The 17,556-nt window shown below is 59.0% G+C and carries 15 protein-coding genes; 6 read left to right on the top strand and 9 right to left on the bottom strand.

Translation table 11 applies throughout. The annotated features are described in order from the left end of the window. The first annotated feature begins 206 nt into the window (after positions 1–206). Both BVH74_RS14950 and BVH74_RS14955 read left to right on the top strand, forming a co-directional pair. On the top strand, positions 207–1,835 hold the full coding sequence (locus BVH74_RS14950; RefSeq protein WP_080050862.1) for a VRR-NUC domain-containing protein: 1,629 nt from the start codon (positions 207–209) through the stop codon (positions 1,833–1,835). Beyond that, on the top strand, positions 1,832–4,087 hold the full coding sequence (locus tag BVH74_RS14955; protein WP_080050863.1) for an ATP-dependent DNA helicase: 2,256 nt from the start codon (positions 1,832–1,834) through the stop codon (positions 4,085–4,087). The genes BVH74_RS14950 and BVH74_RS14955 overlap by 4 nt, the downstream gene beginning before the upstream one ends. 5 nt (positions 4,088–4,092) lie before the next feature. Here BVH74_RS14955 and BVH74_RS14960 read toward each other — a convergent pair whose 3' ends face one another. Next, positions 4,093–5,388, bottom strand: coding sequence for a serine hydrolase domain-containing protein (locus BVH74_RS14960; RefSeq protein WP_218189142.1), 1,296 nt, complete (start codon positions 5,386–5,388; stop codon positions 4,093–4,095). After that, positions 5,378–6,193 (bottom strand): alpha/beta fold hydrolase, encoded by an 816-nt coding sequence (locus BVH74_RS14965; protein ID WP_155121729.1) that lies wholly within the window; start codon positions 6,191–6,193, stop codon positions 5,378–5,380. The genes BVH74_RS14960 and BVH74_RS14965 overlap by 11 nt, the downstream gene beginning before the upstream one ends. Before the next feature lie 156 nt (positions 6,194–6,349). Between BVH74_RS14965 and BVH74_RS14970 the strand changes: the two genes are divergently transcribed. Next, on the top strand, positions 6,350–6,961 hold the full coding sequence (locus BVH74_RS14970; RefSeq protein ID WP_080050866.1) for a TetR/AcrR family transcriptional regulator: 612 nt from the start codon (positions 6,350–6,352) through the stop codon (positions 6,959–6,961). Positions 6,962–6,967: 6 nt separating this feature from the next. Here BVH74_RS14970 and BVH74_RS14975 read toward each other — a convergent pair whose 3' ends face one another. Further along, positions 6,968–8,326 carry a DUF1329 domain-containing protein gene (locus BVH74_RS14975; RefSeq protein WP_080050867.1) on the bottom strand — a complete coding sequence of 453 codons (1,359 nt, stop codon included), beginning with the start codon at positions 8,324–8,326 and terminating at the stop codon, positions 6,968–6,970. 13 nt (positions 8,327–8,339) lie between these two features. Continuing rightward, positions 8,340–10,058 (bottom strand): DUF1302 domain-containing protein, encoded by a 1,719-nt coding sequence (locus BVH74_RS14980; protein WP_177344540.1) that lies wholly within the window; start codon positions 10,056–10,058, stop codon positions 8,340–8,342. Between the two features lie 291 nt (positions 10,059–10,349). Between BVH74_RS14980 and BVH74_RS14985 the strand changes: the two genes are divergently transcribed. Further along, positions 10,350–11,198, top strand: coding sequence for an extracellular medium-chain-length polyhydroxyalkanoate depolymerase (locus BVH74_RS14985; RefSeq protein WP_080050869.1), 849 nt, complete (start codon positions 10,350–10,352; stop codon positions 11,196–11,198). Positions 11,199–11,328: 130 nt separating this feature from the next. Here BVH74_RS14985 and BVH74_RS14990 read toward each other — a convergent pair whose 3' ends face one another. From BVH74_RS14990 to BVH74_RS15010, 5 genes are all read right to left on the bottom strand, one after another. Further along, a complete protein-coding gene (locus BVH74_RS14990) occupies positions 11,329–11,976 on the bottom strand; it encodes a hypothetical protein (RefSeq protein ID WP_080051753.1) in 648 nt (215 codons plus the stop codon). A gap of 450 nt (positions 11,977–12,426) precedes the next feature. After that, complete coding sequence (locus tag BVH74_RS14995; protein WP_080050870.1) at positions 12,427–12,732, bottom strand: ribbon-helix-helix domain-containing protein; 306 nt, start codon at positions 12,730–12,732, stop codon at positions 12,427–12,429. Between the two features lie 56 nt (positions 12,733–12,788). Then, positions 12,789–13,370 (bottom strand): DJ-1/PfpI family protein, encoded by a 582-nt coding sequence (locus tag BVH74_RS15000; protein WP_080050871.1) that lies wholly within the window; start codon positions 13,368–13,370, stop codon positions 12,789–12,791. A 75-nt stretch (positions 13,371–13,445) separates the two neighbouring features. Further along, positions 13,446–14,306, bottom strand: a complete 861-nt coding sequence (locus BVH74_RS15005; protein ID WP_080050872.1) for a nitrate- and nitrite sensing domain-containing protein — start codon at positions 14,304–14,306, stop codon at positions 13,446–13,448. A 4-nt stretch (positions 14,307–14,310) separates the two neighbouring features. Further along, a complete protein-coding gene (locus BVH74_RS15010) occupies positions 14,311–15,444 on the bottom strand; it encodes a methyl-accepting chemotaxis protein (RefSeq protein ID WP_080050873.1) in 1,134 nt (377 codons plus the stop codon). Between the two features lie 504 nt (positions 15,445–15,948). Between BVH74_RS15010 and BVH74_RS15015 the strand changes: the two genes are divergently transcribed. Then, positions 15,949–16,743, top strand: a complete 795-nt coding sequence (locus BVH74_RS15015) for an META and DUF4377 domain-containing protein (RefSeq protein WP_080050874.1) — start codon at positions 15,949–15,951, stop codon at positions 16,741–16,743. Between the two features lie 203 nt (positions 16,744–16,946). Continuing rightward, the gene (locus BVH74_RS15020) at positions 16,947–17,492 is read left to right on the top strand and encodes an RcnB family protein (protein ID WP_231705527.1); all 546 of its coding nucleotides are present in this window, start codon (positions 16,947–16,949) and stop codon (positions 17,490–17,492) included. Positions 17,493–17,556: the final 64 nt, after the last annotated feature.

Below are 17,556 nucleotides of genomic sequence, written 5' to 3' on the forward strand. Positions count from 1 at the left end.
CACAGTCAAAAGCCCTGCAAGTGGTTGAATAATCGGCGCGAATTATAGGCAAAAGGCCAGCTGTGGACGACCCCAAAATCGTAACCGAAATCCCCCTAGCCCCCATCTCCGACGACCAGTAGCCAGGAAACACCTCTACTCAGCTTGAACAAGACCGCCAACCCAAGCAAAATACTGAATAAATAACCAGCACTTGATCAGTCCGCATGCCCGACTCACTCGGCCCAGAACATTACTATCTCAGCAACTTCCTGACCGCCCTGAACTGGATTGAGGAGCGTTACGGCGACCTGCTGAGCGCCGAAGAGCATGCGTTCATCTGCGGCTTCAGGCATTTGCCGCTGGCCAGCCAGGCCCTGCTGGTACGTTTAGTGATGCGCAAGGGTCCGCACTTTCGCCACAGCGCACTGAAGTACCCGGAAATTGGCGACATCGCTATCGCCGCCGAGGCTTTGCTCAAGCACGGCTGGCTACGCGACGACCAGCCGCTGGACGCGGCGCAGCTATTTGCCCTGCTGCGCCGAGGCGAACTCCTGACCCTATTGCCTGATACCCCGAGCAGTACCCGAAAAGCCGATCTGTTCGAAGCTCTGTGTGCAAAGATCAGCCAGCCCACCAGGTTCAGCGAACTGGCAGGATTTCTCAATGAGCCGCTCTACACCCTGATGGTCGGCCCGCTCTGCGAGCGCCTGCGACTGATGTTCTTCGGCAACCTGAGCCAGCAGTGGTCGGAGTTCGTCCTGGCTGATCTCGGCATCTTTCGCTATGAACAGGTGCCCATTGCCGCGCAAGCCCGGGGCTTCAGCCAACGGGCCGATATCGATGACTACCTGCACCTGCGAGCCTGCCGCGAACAGCTAGAAGCCGGCGCCAGTGTCAACAGCGTACTGGAACAACTCGGCCCAGTGCGCAGCGACAACCCCTGGATTCTCAACCGCCATGCCAAGCTGCTGTTTTTGCTGGCCCGGCAAGCGGAACGCGACGGTGAACTGCACAACGCCGTGATGCTGTATCAACGTAGCCACTACCCTGGCGCCCGCCAGCGCCGGATTCGCCTGCTTGAGCGCCTCGAATCCTGGGATAGCGCCTGGAGTCTGGCCCAAGTCGCTCTGGCCTCCCCCGAAAGCGATGCTGAGCAGCAATTGCTGGAGCGGCTACTGGCACGCCTGGCGCGCCAGCTCGACCAACCAGCTCCGGCACCACGCCCGCGCTGCGAGCCTGAGCGCATTGACCTGACCCTGGCCAATACCGGCAGCGTCGAATGGGCCGTGCGCGAACACCTGCACACCGAGCAGACCCCGGTGCACTATGTCGAAAACACCCTGATCAACAGCCTGTTCGGTCTGCTGTGCTGGGAAGCGATCTTTACCCCACTCCCCGGCGCCTTCTTCCACCCGTTCCATACCGGCCCGGTCGATCTGCTCAGCGCCGATTTTCACCAGCGCCGCGCACAACAGTTCACTCGCTGCCTGGCGCGGCTCGACGATGGCAGCCATGCCCAGCATATCCGCGCCATCTACCAGGCCAAACAGGGTATCCAGTCGCCGTTCGTGGCCTGGGACTGGCTGCCTGCCGAGCTGCTTGACCAGGCTCTGCTGTGCCTGCCAGCCGAGCACCTCAAAGCCTGGTTCCAGCGCCTACTACAGGATTTACGCAACAACCGCGCCGGCATGCCCGACCTGATCCAGTTCTGGCCGCAGGAGCGGCGCTACCGGATGATCGAGGTCAAAGGTCCCGGTGACCGTCTGCAGGACAACCAGAAGCGCTGGATCGAGTTCTGCACCCGGCACAACATGCCGGTGCAGGTCTGCCATGTGCGCTGGAGCGAGGCATGAGCTACCGGATCGGGGTACGCGCGCTCTGTGAGTTCACCGCCCGCGAGGGCGATCTGGACCTGCGTTTCACCCCGGCGCCAACCGCCGAGGAAGGCCAGGCCGGGCACCGTACGGTTATTGCCCGGCGCGGCCCGGACTACCTCAGTGAAATCCCGGTGGCAGGCGACTACCCAGGCCTGCGGGTAGTTGGGCGGGCAGATGGCTATGACCCTGACTTCAAACTGCTGGAAGAAATCAAGACCCACCGTGGCGATGTCAGCCGCATTCCCCACAACCATCAGGTACTGCACTGGGCCCAGGTCAAAGTCTACGGCTGGTTGCTATGCCAGCAGTGGGGCATGGATGAAATCGACCTGGCGGTGGTGTATTTCAACGTCGTCACCCAGCAGGAAACCGTATTTCGTGAACGCTTTGGCGCCGAATCGCTGCGCGAATTTTTCCAGTTGCAGTGCCAGCGTTTCATCGCCTGGGCTGAACAGGAAACCCTGCATCGTCAACGTCGCGATCATGACCTGGGCGCTTTGAGCTTTCCCTATCCGAGCTTTCGCCACGGTCAGCGCCAACTGGCCGAAGCTGTTTATCGCGCCGCCCGTGATGGCGAGCAACTGCTGGCTCAGGCTACCACAGGAATTGGTAAGACACTGGGCACCCTGTTTCCCCAGCTCAAGGCCTTTCCCGCCCAGCAACTGGACCGGCTGTTCTTTCTCTGTGCTAAAACACCCGGCCGGCATCTGGCGCTGGAGGCCTTGCAGGCTCTGCACCAGCATAATCCCGGCTTGAACCTGCGAGTACTCGAACACGTCGCCCGCGACAAGGCCTGCGAATACCCCGAACGCGCCTGTCATGGTGATTCCTGCCCGCTGGCCAAGGGCTTCTACGACCGTTTGCCGGCCGCACGTCTGGCGGCGCTACAAGCTGGCTGGCTGGATCAGGTCCAGGTCCGAGCCATCGCCAGGGAGCACCAGATCTGCCCTTATTATCTGAGCCAGGAGTTGTGTCGCTGGAGCGATGTAGTGGTCTGCGACTACAACTACTACTTCGATCTTGGTGCCCTGCTCTATAGCCTGACCCTGATCAACGACTGGCGCGTTACCCTGCTGGTCGATGAAGCGCACAACCTGATCGACCGGGCCCGCGGCATGTATAGCGCCGAACTCGACCAGGCCCGCTTCAACAGCCTGCGCCGTAGCGCTCCCGCCCGACTCAAGGGCCCACTGGATCGGGTCGCCCGGCACTGGAACCAGCTACACCAGGACCAACAAGCCGACTATCAGATTTATCCGCAGGTTGCCGACCTGTTTGTCGCCAGCCTGAACAAGGCCGTCAGTGCCCTGACTGACCACCTGACCGACCAGCCCACCGGCAATGACACCGCGCTGTTGCAGTTTTACCTGGATGCCATGCTGTTCTGCCGACTGGCCGAGGCCTACGGCCCGCACTCGCTGTTCGACATCACCCGCTACCAGGACCGCCAGCAAGCGCTGTCAACCCTGTGCCTGCGCAATGTAATTCCCGCGCCCTTTCTTGCCGAACGCTTTCGCCTGGCGCACAGCAGCACCCTGTTCTCGGCCACCTTGAGCCCGGCGCCCTACTACCGGGACCTGCTGGGGCTGAATCAGGACTGCCAGGCCCTGGAGGTTGAATCGCCTTTTCGCCCGGAGCAACTCGACGTGCGCATTACCTCCAAACTATCGACCCGCTACCCGGATCGCACCGACAGCCTAGGCCCCATCAGCGCCCTGATCGCCCAGCAGTTTCACCAACGCCCCGGCAACTATCTGGCGTTTTTCAGCAGCTACGACTATCTGCAACAGGCCCTGGCGCATCTGCGCCGTCATTATCCGCAGATACCTCTGTGGGAGCAGTCACGGCAAATGAACGAATCCCAGCGCCAGAGTTTTCTCCAGCAGTTCACCAGCGAATCCCAAGGGGTGGGCTTTGCCGTGCTCGGCGGCGCCTTTGGCGAAGGCATCGACCTGCCGGGACCACGCCTGATCGGCGCGTTTATCGCCACCCTGGGCCTGCCGCAAGTCAATCCGGTGAACGAGGAAATCCGCCAGCGCATGGAAGATCAGTTCGGCAATGGCTATGACTACGCCTACCTCTACCCGGGCCTGCAGAAAGTGGTCCAGGCCGCTGGCCGAGTCATCCGTACCACCGAAGATCATGGCGTGGTCTGGTTACTGGATCAACGCTTTGCTGAGCGCCGGATCCGCCGCTGGTTGCCCAGTTGGTGGCAGATCCGCAGCTGATTGAATCAACGCAGCAGATCGGCCAGCGCCTGCATGGCCAGCCGAGTGGTCGCAAAGGTATGCGCAGACGGAGCCAGGGGATGCGATGACAGCCGCACAACCACCAACCCGGCCTCGGGGTTGATATGCAGCAGTTGCCCGTAGGCGCCGAGCGCCTCATAGACCCCGTCCGGGTTGTGACTGACCCACCATTGATTACGGTAGGAATAACCCGGCTGGTAATCACGTCCGGAAGCAATGAAAGCATCCTGGTCAGCCCCCCGGCGCAGGTCGGCAATCACCTCGGGGCTGATGATCTGCTGGCCATTGAAACGCCCATCCTGGCGCATCATCTCGGCAAACCGGGCCAGATCACGCAAGGTCGCGTTGAACCCGGCCCCAGCCCATTCGGTACCAAGCCGATCAAGCAGCAGATAACCGTCCTGCTCCGCACCCATCGGCTGCCACAGACGCTCACTGAACAGTTGCGCCAGCGACATGCCGGTAGCCCGGCGCATTATCCAGCCCAGCACCTCGGTATGCACCGTGCGGTAGACAAAGCCCTCGCCATGCTCTCCGCCAGCCTCAATGCTGGCCAGGTAGCTGTAAATATCCTGCGGTCCGGCGTACTGAGCCGGGGTCGGCAGTAAACCGGCGGCAAAACCATATTGCAGAACATCGGACTGCAGGTCGGTTTCGCTGTAGGCGACCTCGGCGGTCATATCCAGCACCTGGCGCAAGGTAGCCCCGGCCCAGCCACTGTGTTTCAGCTCCGGGATATAGTCGCTGACCAGCATCTGCTCATCCAGTACGCCCTCAACCAACAGTTGCGCCGCCAGCACGCCAAGCAGTGACTTGCTGAGCGACCAGAGCATATGCGGTGACTCTGCCGGCATGCCCTGATGATAGGCCTCGTAGATGACCTGGCCGTCCTTCATGATCAGCGTGGCATCGGCATAGCTGCTGCGAAGATATTGCGCAAAGCTCAGTCGCTGATCATCCGGGCCGACAAAAACCAGGGCATCGATACGCTCACGCAGGCTTTCGCCAGTTGGCAGCAAACTCGGCGGCATCAGCCCACGCGCGATATTGCGGCTGGGAAGCAGTTCGCGCATATGATGAAAAGCCCAGCGAGAATTGGGGTAGTTCAGCAGGTAGTTGTCACGCGTGATCTGCGCCTGAGCTGGCGGCGGGAAGCCTTGCATCAACCCCAACTGATCCAGACGCACCGCTTGCGGGTCTGGCAGTCCTTCGGCCACCAGCCCCAGTGGCGCCGCCAGCCACACTCCAAGCAGGGCTGAAACCCATGACCTAGGGAACATAAGCGGCAACCTCAGTGAACGGACAGTCGCGTCGAATGAAGTCATGCAGCAAGGCATTCAACTGCTCGGGCTGATCGAGCGGCGTGGCATGTCCGGAATCGCACACCACTTCGAGCTTGGCGTTCAAGAGTTGCGCGGTGTAGGCCTGTTTGAACGCCAGCGGGGTGTAATCGCGATCACCGGCCACTACCAGTACCGGCACGTCGGCCTGATTGACCGAGTCCGGTGCCGCCCAGCCAAGGATGGCACGCAATGCATGCAGGTAGGAAACCCGATCATTGCTGGCCAGGCGTTGCGCCACCCGGCGGCGCAGATCAGCCTGCTCCGGGTGTGGGAACAGCTTGTGCGCCAGCACATGGCCCAAGGTCTTCAACCCCAGCAGACGGATCATCGCCAGGCGGGTTGCCACCTTGAAACGCACAGCCCAACTGTCCAGCGGGAAGCTCGGCGCACTGTTGATGACCACCAGGCCACCGAGCAACTCCGGACGCCGCGCCAGCAATTCAAAGCCGATCATCCCCCCCATTGAAATACCGACCAGAATGCAGTCCTGAATGCCGACCGTTTCAATAAACTCGGCTACATCACCCGCCAGTTCCGCGACTGTGACCGGCGCTCGCAGCGCCTGACTGTCGCCATGGCCCCGCAGGTCCAGAGCCCAGACCTGCGCGTAACGCGACAGATCATTGATCTGTGGCTGCCAGTCCTGCAGCGACGAGCCCAGCCCATGCAGCAGCAAGACCGGAACCCCCTGTCCTTCGCGCACGTAAGCAATCCGCGCGTTGTTCAACTGAATAAAGTTCACTTTTCCCCCTTGAATCCTGTCATTGGCATGACTGCCATTAGCGTTCCCCGATGCAAGCCGTCAGCCACGGATTCGTCCCTGTGCCAGCGTCCTGGCGCGTTTGCCTAATCACCCGGCGGGCCTATAGAATCAAACGGTTTTCACAGAGACCTCACCATGTACAGCATTTCCAGTCCTACCCAGGCGCGTAGCCGCAAAGCCCTGGAGCGCTTTCTCAATGTGACCGCCGAACTGCTGGCCGAAAACCGCTTTGAAGAAACCAGCATTGCCCAGATCGCCCAACTGGCCGAATCTTCGGTCGGCACCTTCTACCGCCTGCTCGCAGACAAAGACGTATTGCTGTATGCCGTTCACCAGCGTTTTGTCGAACAAAGCCAGTTGGCAATTGGTGAGCTGCTGGCTGACCTGCAGCGCAACGACGCACCACTGACCGAACAGGTCGAAGGCTTTGTGCATGGCATCATCCAGCTGTTCGAGGGGCACGAAGGTCTGCTGCGCGCCTTGATCCGGCGCAGCTCATCCGACCTGCAGTTCCGCCAGCGCTTCCATGAACTCAACGCCTACATTGGCCACAGCCTGCGTGAGCTGGTGCTGGCCCACAGCGGTGAGCTGTCTCACCCTTACCCTGCTCAGGCTGCCGACCTCGCCGCCCATGTCCTGCTGGCCAGCATGAACTACTTCACCATGGTCGGAACCCTGGGCGAAACTCCCCGCACTCGCGTTGCCGGGGAGCTGTCACGCCTGATCTGCAACTACCTGGAAGCCTGACTCTGCCTAACGCCGGCTGTCACGGCGCAATTGCGCCGGCGTGAAGTCATTGGGTCGCAGTTCAACGTTGAACTGGTGTGGTGGCTCCTCGTTGGACAAAAGACCGATCACATAACGCCCACCAATCAGGTCATACACCGCATCCCCTTTGGTCCATACCAGTGGCTGGTCATACAGGTTGATCGTGTAGGACTCGCCCAGCCGCCAGAGGTTGTCGCGGTTGTCGTAGTGATCGACCACCACCAGGTGATAGCTGTCCTCATCGAAGTACATGTCGCGCTGCTTGTACTGATGACGCAGCCCATCCTTTAGCGTCGCGCGTACGTGCCAGACACGATGCAACTCATAACGCAGCAAGTCCGGATTGACATGGCCACGCTGGACGATATCGCTGTAGCGGTTGCTCTTGTCCGCCAGCCGGTAGCTGTTGTATGGAATGATCAACTCCTTCTTGCCCATCAGCTCCCAGTCGTATTTGTCCGGGGCGCCGGAGAACATGTCGAAGTTGTCCGTGGTGCGCATCCCGTCCGAAGCGGTGCCGGGCGAGTCATAGGCCACATTCGGCGCTCGCCTTACCCGCCGCTGACCGGCCGCGTAGATCCATGACATCCGCGGCTCGCGTACCTGATTCACAGTCTCATGTACCAGAAGCTCAGTCCCGGCCAGCCGCGCTGGCGCCAGTACCGACTGGCGGAAGTAGAACAGGATGTTGCCGTTGGGCTGGTTGTGATCGCCGGCGTGCTCGTTGAAGAGGAAATAATCCTCAATCCTGGTCATGAAATAATTGCCGTTCGGCTGCGGAACCGCTTGTGCATAGGAGCGCTTGACGCTGTCACCGCGATAGCGCAGCAGGTGGTTCCACAGCACCTCCAGTGCCGAACCCGGTATCGGGAAAGGCGTCGCAACGCTAAAACCGGCAATCCCGTTGCCGTCATCAATCAGCTCAGCGGTGGCCGTATTGGCCTTGGCCGCGGCATACACCTTGTCCGGATAGGATGCCGAGCGCCGGGTTGGATAGACATTCAGCTTCCAGCTATCGGCATAGCGCTCGAGCATCGCCACTTGCCCGGGACTGAGCTGCTCCCGATAGTCGGCAAGGTTGCCCGCCGTCACGGTGAACAGCGGCTTGTCCATCATGAACGGATCGATATAGCCGCGCTCAGCGTGGAAGGCATTGGCTGACGCCTCCAGACCACCCTCCCATGAAGGAATACTGCCAGCAGCGTTGCCGGCACGCTCTGCCCCCAGCGGGGTCAGATCCTGCCCCAGGCGCGCCACCTGGGCCGGGTCAACCTTGGCCTGCGCCACACCGACCGCCAACAGGCAGGCAAAGGCGCCTACCAGAAATGACTCTGTATTTTTCATTGTTTTCATCCTGTTAGAAGCTGTACTTGACACTCAGGCTCAGGTAATCGCGATCGGTTCGCTTGTTCGCCAGCCCCCCGCCGTCGTAGCCGACGTAACGCACCCCGAAGGTCAGCGCTTCCTGATAAACCGCATCGACTCCCAGCGAATAGCTGCGAGCCCGCTTGATCAGGCCATTGGTCAACTGCGGTGCCACGCCATTGATCCCATACTGATAACCGGCACTGGGAATCAGGTTGAACAGGTTCATGACATTGCTATAGGTCAGCGACATGCTGCCCTGGGCGCCCCAGGCGCTGGACGTGGCACCGTAGTAATCGATCTGCGAATCAAGCCCCTGAACCCGGCTACCGACCAGCTCCAGCATCAGCGTTCCGGTATTCGAGCCCAGCAAGCCGTTGAAGCTCTGGATGCCGACCAGCGCCGCCTGCCACATCGGTTTCTCGTGATAGCCATCCAGCCGCGTACCGACCGGCAATCCTGCAAGGTTGCCCAGCAGCGCCGTTGGCAGGTATTCCCCCAGTCCCAAGGCGATCGGCGCATTCGGGCGATAACTCAGCTCCCCGGCCACCGACACGCCATTCAGCCAGCTGTCGCCGCCCAAACTGGTATTGAAGCTGAGCCCATAGAGATGGCGCTTTTCAAGATACTCGGCGTAATAGCGTGAGCTGGTGCCCACCGGCAGCACACCGACTCCGGGAATGACCACCGGCTGACCGACGGTCAGGCCGAGCATCGGCACATTCATGTTGTAGCGCAGGTAATAGAAACCCAACTCACTGTAATTGAGATCAGGCACCAACCAGCGCAGCGCCACCCCATACTGGCTGGCGCCATCGGCCTTGTGGTCCCGCTCACGCGGTATATAGGTGGTTGGCAGGTATCCCTTGAGCGCAGCGAAGGCTGGCAAGTCCGGCAGACTGTCGGCGAAGGCCTGGGCCTGACCCGGACTGTCGAACGCCAACCCGCCGGTCAAAGGCTCCTGCAGGGGCGGTAGCATCAGGTAGTTGCAACCACCACCGATCACATCAAGCGTGGAGAAATAGGTGCCGCATGGGTCAATGCGGGTGCGCTCCCAGGCACGGCTGGGCTGCCAGTAACCTTCAACCGACAGCCCCTCGCTCAATTCGAACGACAGATAGCCCATCAGCGTCGGCATGTAGGCTTCCTTGAGCTCGGAGCCGGGAGCCCGCAAAGCGTTCAGATCGACCGGATTGGTCGCACCGATACCGTTCTGGGCAAACAGACCTTCACCCCAGTTGATCACCTGGCGCCCCACCCGCGCATTCAGCGCCCGGTCGGCCAGCGTCCAGCTGCCATACACGAAGGCATCGAGCAGATCGACACTGGAGCCGGCATCATTCAGTCCCCGACTAGGGATGTCCCGGTGCCGCCGCGAATCGTCCTCAAGCTCGAAGTCATAGAACGCCCGGCCGCGTACAAACACGCCAAAACGTTCCTGGTAACTCAGATCAAGATCGGACACAGCCTTGGCCACTTCCGAAAACAGCTCACCACGCTTGAAGTTGAGATTGCCGTCATCGGAATTGATCAGCGCGCTGTTATCCCCCCGACCGCCGTTGGCGCGGGCAATAAGCCGGCTGTCCTGTTTCTGCATACGGTAATTGACCCCATAGGAAAGGGTCGTATCGAGCGATAGCGACCAGTCTCCCGAGCGGGTCTGAAACGCCAGAACCTGGCTGCTTGTCAGCAGCGCCAGGCAACCTGCCACCCACGCTTTTCCCTGTGTTGCCACGAGGACCTCCAAAGTATTGTTATTATCGGAACCGGAACATCGGTTCCGATATATTAGGCATGAGTTGGGCACTTCACAAGTCTTTGCGGAAAATTTTCTTCATGAGCCAAGAATGCTGATTCAGAGCCGTTACAGACTTATTACCAGGGCTTGGATGAACTGACGCCTTGACAGAATCGGAATTCTGATTCCTATTTATAGAGCGATAAGCACACTCCCGGGCTGCAGCTTTTGGCCCGTTCACAATGACAAAAATGGAGGTTCGCCATGGCTACACTCACCCGATTGCCACTGAAGTGGCTTGCCCTGCTCTGCCTGATGCTAAGCGCATCACAAGCCTGGGCCGATTCGCGCTGTAACGAACGCAAGAGGACCCTGTTACTGCCCGGCAAGATCAGTTGCAGCTACCAGTCAACCTGGATAGCGTCCAGCGATTTGACTCAACGCAAGATCATCTATCAGTTGCCCGTCGGTACACCACCGGCAGATGGCTGGCCAGTAGTACTGATTTATCAGGGCTCTTTCTTCCCACTCAACAACTTCACCTACTACAGCAACGCCCCATACGGCGGCTTTTATGAAGGCAAGCTGGTACAGACCCTGCTGGACAATGGCTATGCCGTAATCGCCCCCAGCGCCCCTGCCGACCTGTTCTGGCATACCAATATCCCCGGGCTGGCCAGCTTTTATGAGTTGAGTACCGACTTCAGCTTCCTGACCAATGTCTTTAGCGCTATCGATGACGGCCACTTCGGCCCGCTCAATGGTCAGCGCAAATACGCCACCGGCATCTCCAGCGGAGGCTACAACACTAGCCGCATGGCCGTATCGTTTCCTGGCCAGTTCCGTGCCCTGGCGATCCAGGCAGGGTCCTATGCCACCTGCAGCGGCCCGCTCTGCTCAGTACCTGATACCTTGCCGGCTGATCACCCGCCCACCTATTTCCTGCATGGCTTTGTCGATCTGACCGTTCCATGGTGGAGCATGAACCTGTACTACGATCGTCTGCTGCATCAGGGCATCCCCACCGCACGGCATACCGAAACCCTGGGCGGGCATGAGTGGTTCTCCGTCTCGCCCAGCAAAATCCTCGCCTGGTTCAACGCCCACCCCTGAAGGCGGCCTGGCCTAACGCAAGAGACCACATACCCAGTACAGTAAAATAGAGACAACAAAAAACGCCCACTCCAACCGATAATCCGGATTGAAGTGGGCGTTCCCTTACTACAGTCTGGTTAGTGAATCATTACCTTGCAGGCTGCATCTGCAATAGCACTTCACCCCCCTGTTCCCGCTCTTTTGCCCATTGAGTTATCAGCACCATCATCATAAATCCACCGGCGATCAACAACGGATACATAATCAGTATTTCAACCAGCGAATACTTCCAGGACAACGCCCGACCAATACCCAAAAACGCAGCATAAAACCAAGACACTCCAGAAACCACTCCTGCCAGTAAAGCAAAAGTACGCTTATCGAAAGACATCGACAACAAACACCCTGCCTTCTGAATGGCCGGCAATACCTTGTGGTGCAAAAAAATACCATTAAGCGTCAACAACATTACAACGGCAATCTTGGCCTGAAGTTTAGGGTTGAGCAGGTACTCAGCGCCTTTGCCCAGCATATCGACACCAATAATAGCCAGGCCGGTTACCCACAGCAGCACCAGCGCCCAGAATACTGTCGTTTGCAGATGCTGCATGTGAGAACTCTCAGCAACAGGGCTTTTTTCTTGCTTTATCAAGGCCTTGAGCATGGCAAAATCACTACTTAGAATGCTGCCGATGGCGACACAGCAAGCGATCAGATGCGCATACAAAATCCCTAGCCGCACAAACTCCATGATGGTCTGGTTTTCAACCAATGACGAGATGAAAGAAAGTTCCATCGAAGCCTCTCTTGTTCTTTCCAAGATCTGGACCCTCGCCCCACGCGAAGTATCCATAAGTTTTACCTGTGCATTGAAGAAACTACTCCAGTGCGTTTATCCGTTGCTTTTCAGCAAACTCAATAGCACTACTGATCGGCGAATGAATACCTCCTCATTCCGCTTCCTCTGGTAACAGTAAAAACTTCTCTTAACGCAGAACGATGCGCGACAAGAGCACTGCTTTTTTCAATTTACTCCAGACTTCAATACAAGATTTGTCTGGCCACTTGTAAGAGTGGCCAGACCCGCTTAGCGTTCATTTTTCGAACAGTGAAGCCGACAAACGGTACAATGCCACAAACCTTGCGCCATACTAGCCATCAGCCAGACAGGACATACAAAACCGCGTCCCAGACAACTCCAGTCGCGAAAACAAACCCATACTACCTAGGGGTATGAATGATCAGGTCAGCCCGCCACACGACGAACCACCGCCAGCGGAACCGGGCGCGCCTCGCGCTGGGTCAGGTAGCGGGTACAACTGACCCGCAGAAAGGAAGCAAAATTCACCACCTCACCACGCAACTCCATAACCTCATCGTAAAGCTTGCTGATCAACTGGTTGGTGGTCATGCCATCGACCTCGGCAATTTCCTGCAGAATGTCCCAGAACTGGTTTTCCAGCCGCAGTGTGGTTACAACACCGCGAATTCGCAGTGAACGGGAGCGCGACTCATAGAGAATCGGGTCAGCTTTGACGTAGAGCTCACACATGACCACCTCCTTAATGATGGGCCGCCACCGGTCCAATGGCGGCCCCGCGTGACAGATTACAGACGAATCTCAGCGCCCAGCAGCTTGACGAAGGCCGCTAGCCAGGCCGGATGTGCAGGCCAGGCCGGGGCGGTAGCCAGATTGCCCTGAACATGAGCCTGATCAACCGGGATATCCATATAAGTACCGCCAGCCATGCGCACATCCGGGCCACAAGCCGGATAGGCGCTGCACTCGCGCCCCTCCAGAACGCCAGCTGCCGCCAGTAGTTGCGCGCCATGACAAACGGCGGCAATCGGCTTGCCGGCCTGGTCAAAGGCTTGAACGATCTCGATCACCCGTGGGTTCAGACGCAGGTACTCAGGCGCTCGACCACCGGGAACTACCAGGCCGACATAGTCATCGACCCTGACCTGATCAAAATCGTAATTGAGGGCGAAATTATGGCCCGGCTTTTCAGTATAGGTCTGATCGCCTTCGAAATCGTGAATCGCGGTGCGTACCGTTTGCCCAGCCTGCTTATCCGGACAAACGGCATGCACGGTATAGCCCAGCATGCTCAGGGCCTGAAAGGGCACCATGGTTTCATAGTCTTCGGCAAAGTCGCCGGCCAGCAGCAGAAGTTTCTTGTCGGTCATGGTGGTCATCTCCGTACCAGGGTGTGGAGCTGACAGCATGCGCCGGTTTTTTCCATCCGGGGTAACAGCCGGGTACTACATGGGCTTTATCGGTTTTGCCTGGTTTTGCTGAACATGCGCCAGCGCCCCGTCCACCAGAGCCAACAGGGCATCGATAGCCTGGGTTGCCTGCTGAAAATAGCGCTTGGCCTCAATGCCTGGCCGTTCGGCATTCAACAGATTCTGCTCCATGCAAGACAACAGCTCCTGCACCGTACGCTGACAGGACGACAGGTCGAGAAGTTCTGAGGGTAACGGCTGACGGCCCAGGGCGGTGAATGCAGTATCAGACAACTGCTGGATCTTCTGATGCAAAAATCGCAGGCGCACACGTTGCTCAGGGCTGCTTGCCTGAGCGGCAGCGATTCCGACCCCCAAAGCCCGGGCCTGCCCGGCCCATTCGGCCGCCTGAACCACCTCCCGCCAGATACACGGCAGATAGCCAAACTCCGTCAACCCCTGCCCCAGATCACGCTCGGCGGCAATGTCTTCTATCAGGAAAATGGTATTGCGAATGATCAGATGGTGCTGCTGCAAGTTGTTGACCGGGTCAGCCACCCGCCCCTGACGCAACCGCGACCAGTGATCAATGACCCCACTCCAGGCTTCGGCATGCCGTGCATCAATTTCCGCAGCTCCGGCAATAACCCGATCCAACTGCCCGCGCACAGCTTCCTGATCGGCCCGCAGGCTCTGATCGCCAGCCAGCAACCCCTGACTCAACCCCCGATGCCGCTGAAACCCTGCCAGCAGCTCACGCAACAGGCGTAACTGCTGCAAGTTGCGAGCAATCGCGGTACGGATCTGACGCTGGCGACGCCAGTGCAGAGCCAGCATCACTCCCGACAGCAGCGCTATCACAACCAAAACGATTACCATGCTGAAGCTGATCGACATTGCATCACCCCGTCAAATGAGCCAAATGGTGAGCAATCGTGCGGGCCTGACCGGCAGCCTGGAGGTTGTCGGCATTGCCCTGACGTACCCGGTCGGCCAAGGTGGCGATTTCCGCTACCGCCTGGCCCTGCTGGCCGGTGCTGACGGCAACCTGCATGACCTGCTCGGTCAGCTCATGGGTTTTCTCGCGCACCTGCTGAAGCACACCAGCCACGGCTCGGGAGCCCTGGGCACTGTGTTCAGCCAATTCGGTCAAGGCCGACATGTGATTGCCTGCCTGCAGAATATGCTGGCGCACCGCCTCGATATTTCGCCCAATCTCAGTCGCCGAGTCCTGGCTGTGGGCTGCCAGGCGCCGCACCTCATCTGCCACCACGGCAAAACCACGCCCGTTTTCACCAGCCCGAGCAGCTTCGATCGCCGCATTCAGGGCCAGCAGATTGGTCTGCTCGGCAATCGTGCGAATCGCGCTGGACATCGCGTTGATGGTCTCCGACGACTGACCCAACTGGCTCATCAGTTCGTTTGTAGCGCAGGCCTGTCGGTTCATCTGCGACACCTGCTCCAGCAGTTGCGCCAACTGTCGGCTGCTCTCGTCCAACTGACCGCTGGCCAGCACACTGGTCTGACGTGAGCGGTCGGCCAGCGCCGCTACGTCAAGGATACTGACGTTCAACTGCTCGACCGCCGCTGCCGCTGTATTGGCCGCCTCACTCTGGCTCTCGGCATTGCGCGTCACCAGCACCGCGCTGTGCTCCAACTCCTGCGATGAATGCGATATTTCATCCAGCCGTTGCTGCAACGCCTGCTGACGCCGACGCTCAAGCAGCAGCAATTGCTGAAAAGACTCAGCCACCGGACGCAGCGCCTGCCACTGGCTGCCCACCGGAGGCTCCCCTGCCGGGTCGCTGCACAGTTGCTGACAACGCTGCTGCAGCCGGGTCAATTCGGCGAATACCAGCCACAGTGTCGCCCAGGCCAGATAGCCCGTCAGCAGCAGCCACGGCCACACCGGCAACGCTGGTGCCCACCACTGCACTATCAGCCCGAGCGCCACCATGCCTGCCAGCAGACGACGTACACCCGTCAAACCCAGTTCACCCAGCAACAATGCCAGGGGATATGCCAACCTCATCATCGCCCTACTCCCAGCCCTACAAAAAAGGCGCCCGGGCTCGCCATTCAAGATGGAAAGTCCAGGCGCCTTTGCCTGCCGGGCCATGGCCCGGTAATTCAGATTGTCATGGAACCACTGAAAAACTACCTGCGTTGGCAATACTGCGTTAAAAACAGCCTCAAAATGCTCATTTACACCGCGTAAACTGCGCTTTTTCGGCTGTTTTTGCCTTGTCTTGCCTGCCTCGTCTACGTTTTTCAGTGGTTCCTTAATAAAAATGCTGGGCAAGATTCGTACCATCCGGCAACCCCGGCCTGGCCCCCGCAAATGCAATCATTCAGCCATCAGCGCGAACCAATGCCGCCTTTTGCCGATCCAAAACAGGGCATGCCAGCAACCCGCGCCGTTTTCTGGTGCTTGCTGCTATCATGAGTCTGGGCCAATGCCGACCGCCTACCCGGCTCCTGGCAGCCCTCGTTCTGGTTTACCGCACCGGAATGCTTCATCACACAAAGGAATGAATACATGCTCACCATCGCACGCATTTCCCTATTCACCGCACCGGCATTTGCCCTGCTACTGACCGGCTGCAGCAGCCCCAGCTCCGACTCAAGCTCTCCTACCCAGATCAGCGCTGAACAACTGGCAGCCTATTACTGGGTGGTACAGGGCGCCACTGATCGCAATGGCAACCCGGTTGAGGCATTCGAAGGCGATTTCGAACGCCCGCTGCAACTGACCCTCAACAACAACCAGCTCGGCATCGCCGGCAGTTGCAACCTGATCGGCGGTGATTATCGCCTGGAAGGCCCGACCCTGACGCCCGGCCAACTGGTCCAGACCATGATGTACTGTGACCCTGAAGCTGTGATGCTGCGCGAGACAGCCATCAAGCAACAGTTGGAAACCGCCCAGCAAGTGCAACTCAGCAGCACCGTGCCGCCGCGTCTGACCCTGACCAATACTCACGGCCAGCGTCTGAACCTGCAGGGTGAAGCCACGCCGGAAACCCTTTACGGCAGCAGCGGTGAAATCATGTTCATGGAAGTGCAGGCCCAGCGCGTTGAATGCCCGCACCCGCTGATGCCCAACCACCAGTGCCTGCATGTGCGCGAAGTGGTCTACGACGAAACCGGCATCAAGCAGTCAACCGGCGAGTGGCAGAACCTGTACCAGGAGATCCAGGGCTACGAACACCGCCCCGGCATCCGCAACGTGCTGCGGCTCAAGCGCTTCGATGTGGCCAACCCACCAGCGGACAGTTCGTCTGTGGCCTACGTACTGGATCTGGTAGTCGAATCAGAGGTCGTCGAACGCTGAGGAACCAGCGGCGCAGGCGGGAGTCATAGGGCTGGCTCCCGCCAGCACCGTATATGCAGCCAATGTAAAGATAGGTAAAGATCCCTTTACAACCTAAGCATTTCGCTCGTTTTCCGGTCTTAAGGAGTAACCCAGGCGCACTTGAGGGATGCTACCGCGCTCTGGATTACCAAGGACATTTGAACCTGAGCGAGATCAGAACAATGAAAACTTTCCGTTTTGTAGCCACTGCGTGCATCACGGCCATGCTATTCGGTACTGCGGCCCAGGCATCGCCTTTCAAGCCAGCAACGCCGCAAAACGGCGGAGCGCAATTCCAGATACAACAGGCCTCGCATAACGCCTCCCAAAACCGCCATCACCGCCAGGAGCGCAACCAGCGGCAGCACCGCCATGAACGCCACAACCAGCAACGTCGGCACCAGGCGGTCCAGCAACATCGGCGCTCTGATCATCACTACCGGGCACAGCGCCATGTCTATCATGCACCGCCGCCAGTCCATGTGATCCGCCAGCAAGTGTATCCAAAGCGTCACTACATCAGCCGCGGACCGGTCTACCATAACAACATCATCATCGTGCAGGGTCGGCCGATGCCCAAGGGTTACGGCAAGCGTGTGAGTCATTATCAGGTTCGTCACCTGCCGCACTACCCCGGCTACGAGTGGCGTCAGGTCGGCCGCGACCTGATTCTGGTCGCTATCACTACCGGGATTGTCTACGCCATTCTCGACAACGTCCTGAACTGATCTTTCACCGGTGCAACGGCCCTCGGCCGTTGCACCGCCTTGAACCCTGCATTTCACCCCGTTT

Source organism: Halopseudomonas phragmitis, assembly GCF_002056295.1.
GTDB lineage: Bacteria > Pseudomonadota > Gammaproteobacteria > Pseudomonadales > Pseudomonadaceae > Halopseudomonas > Halopseudomonas phragmitis.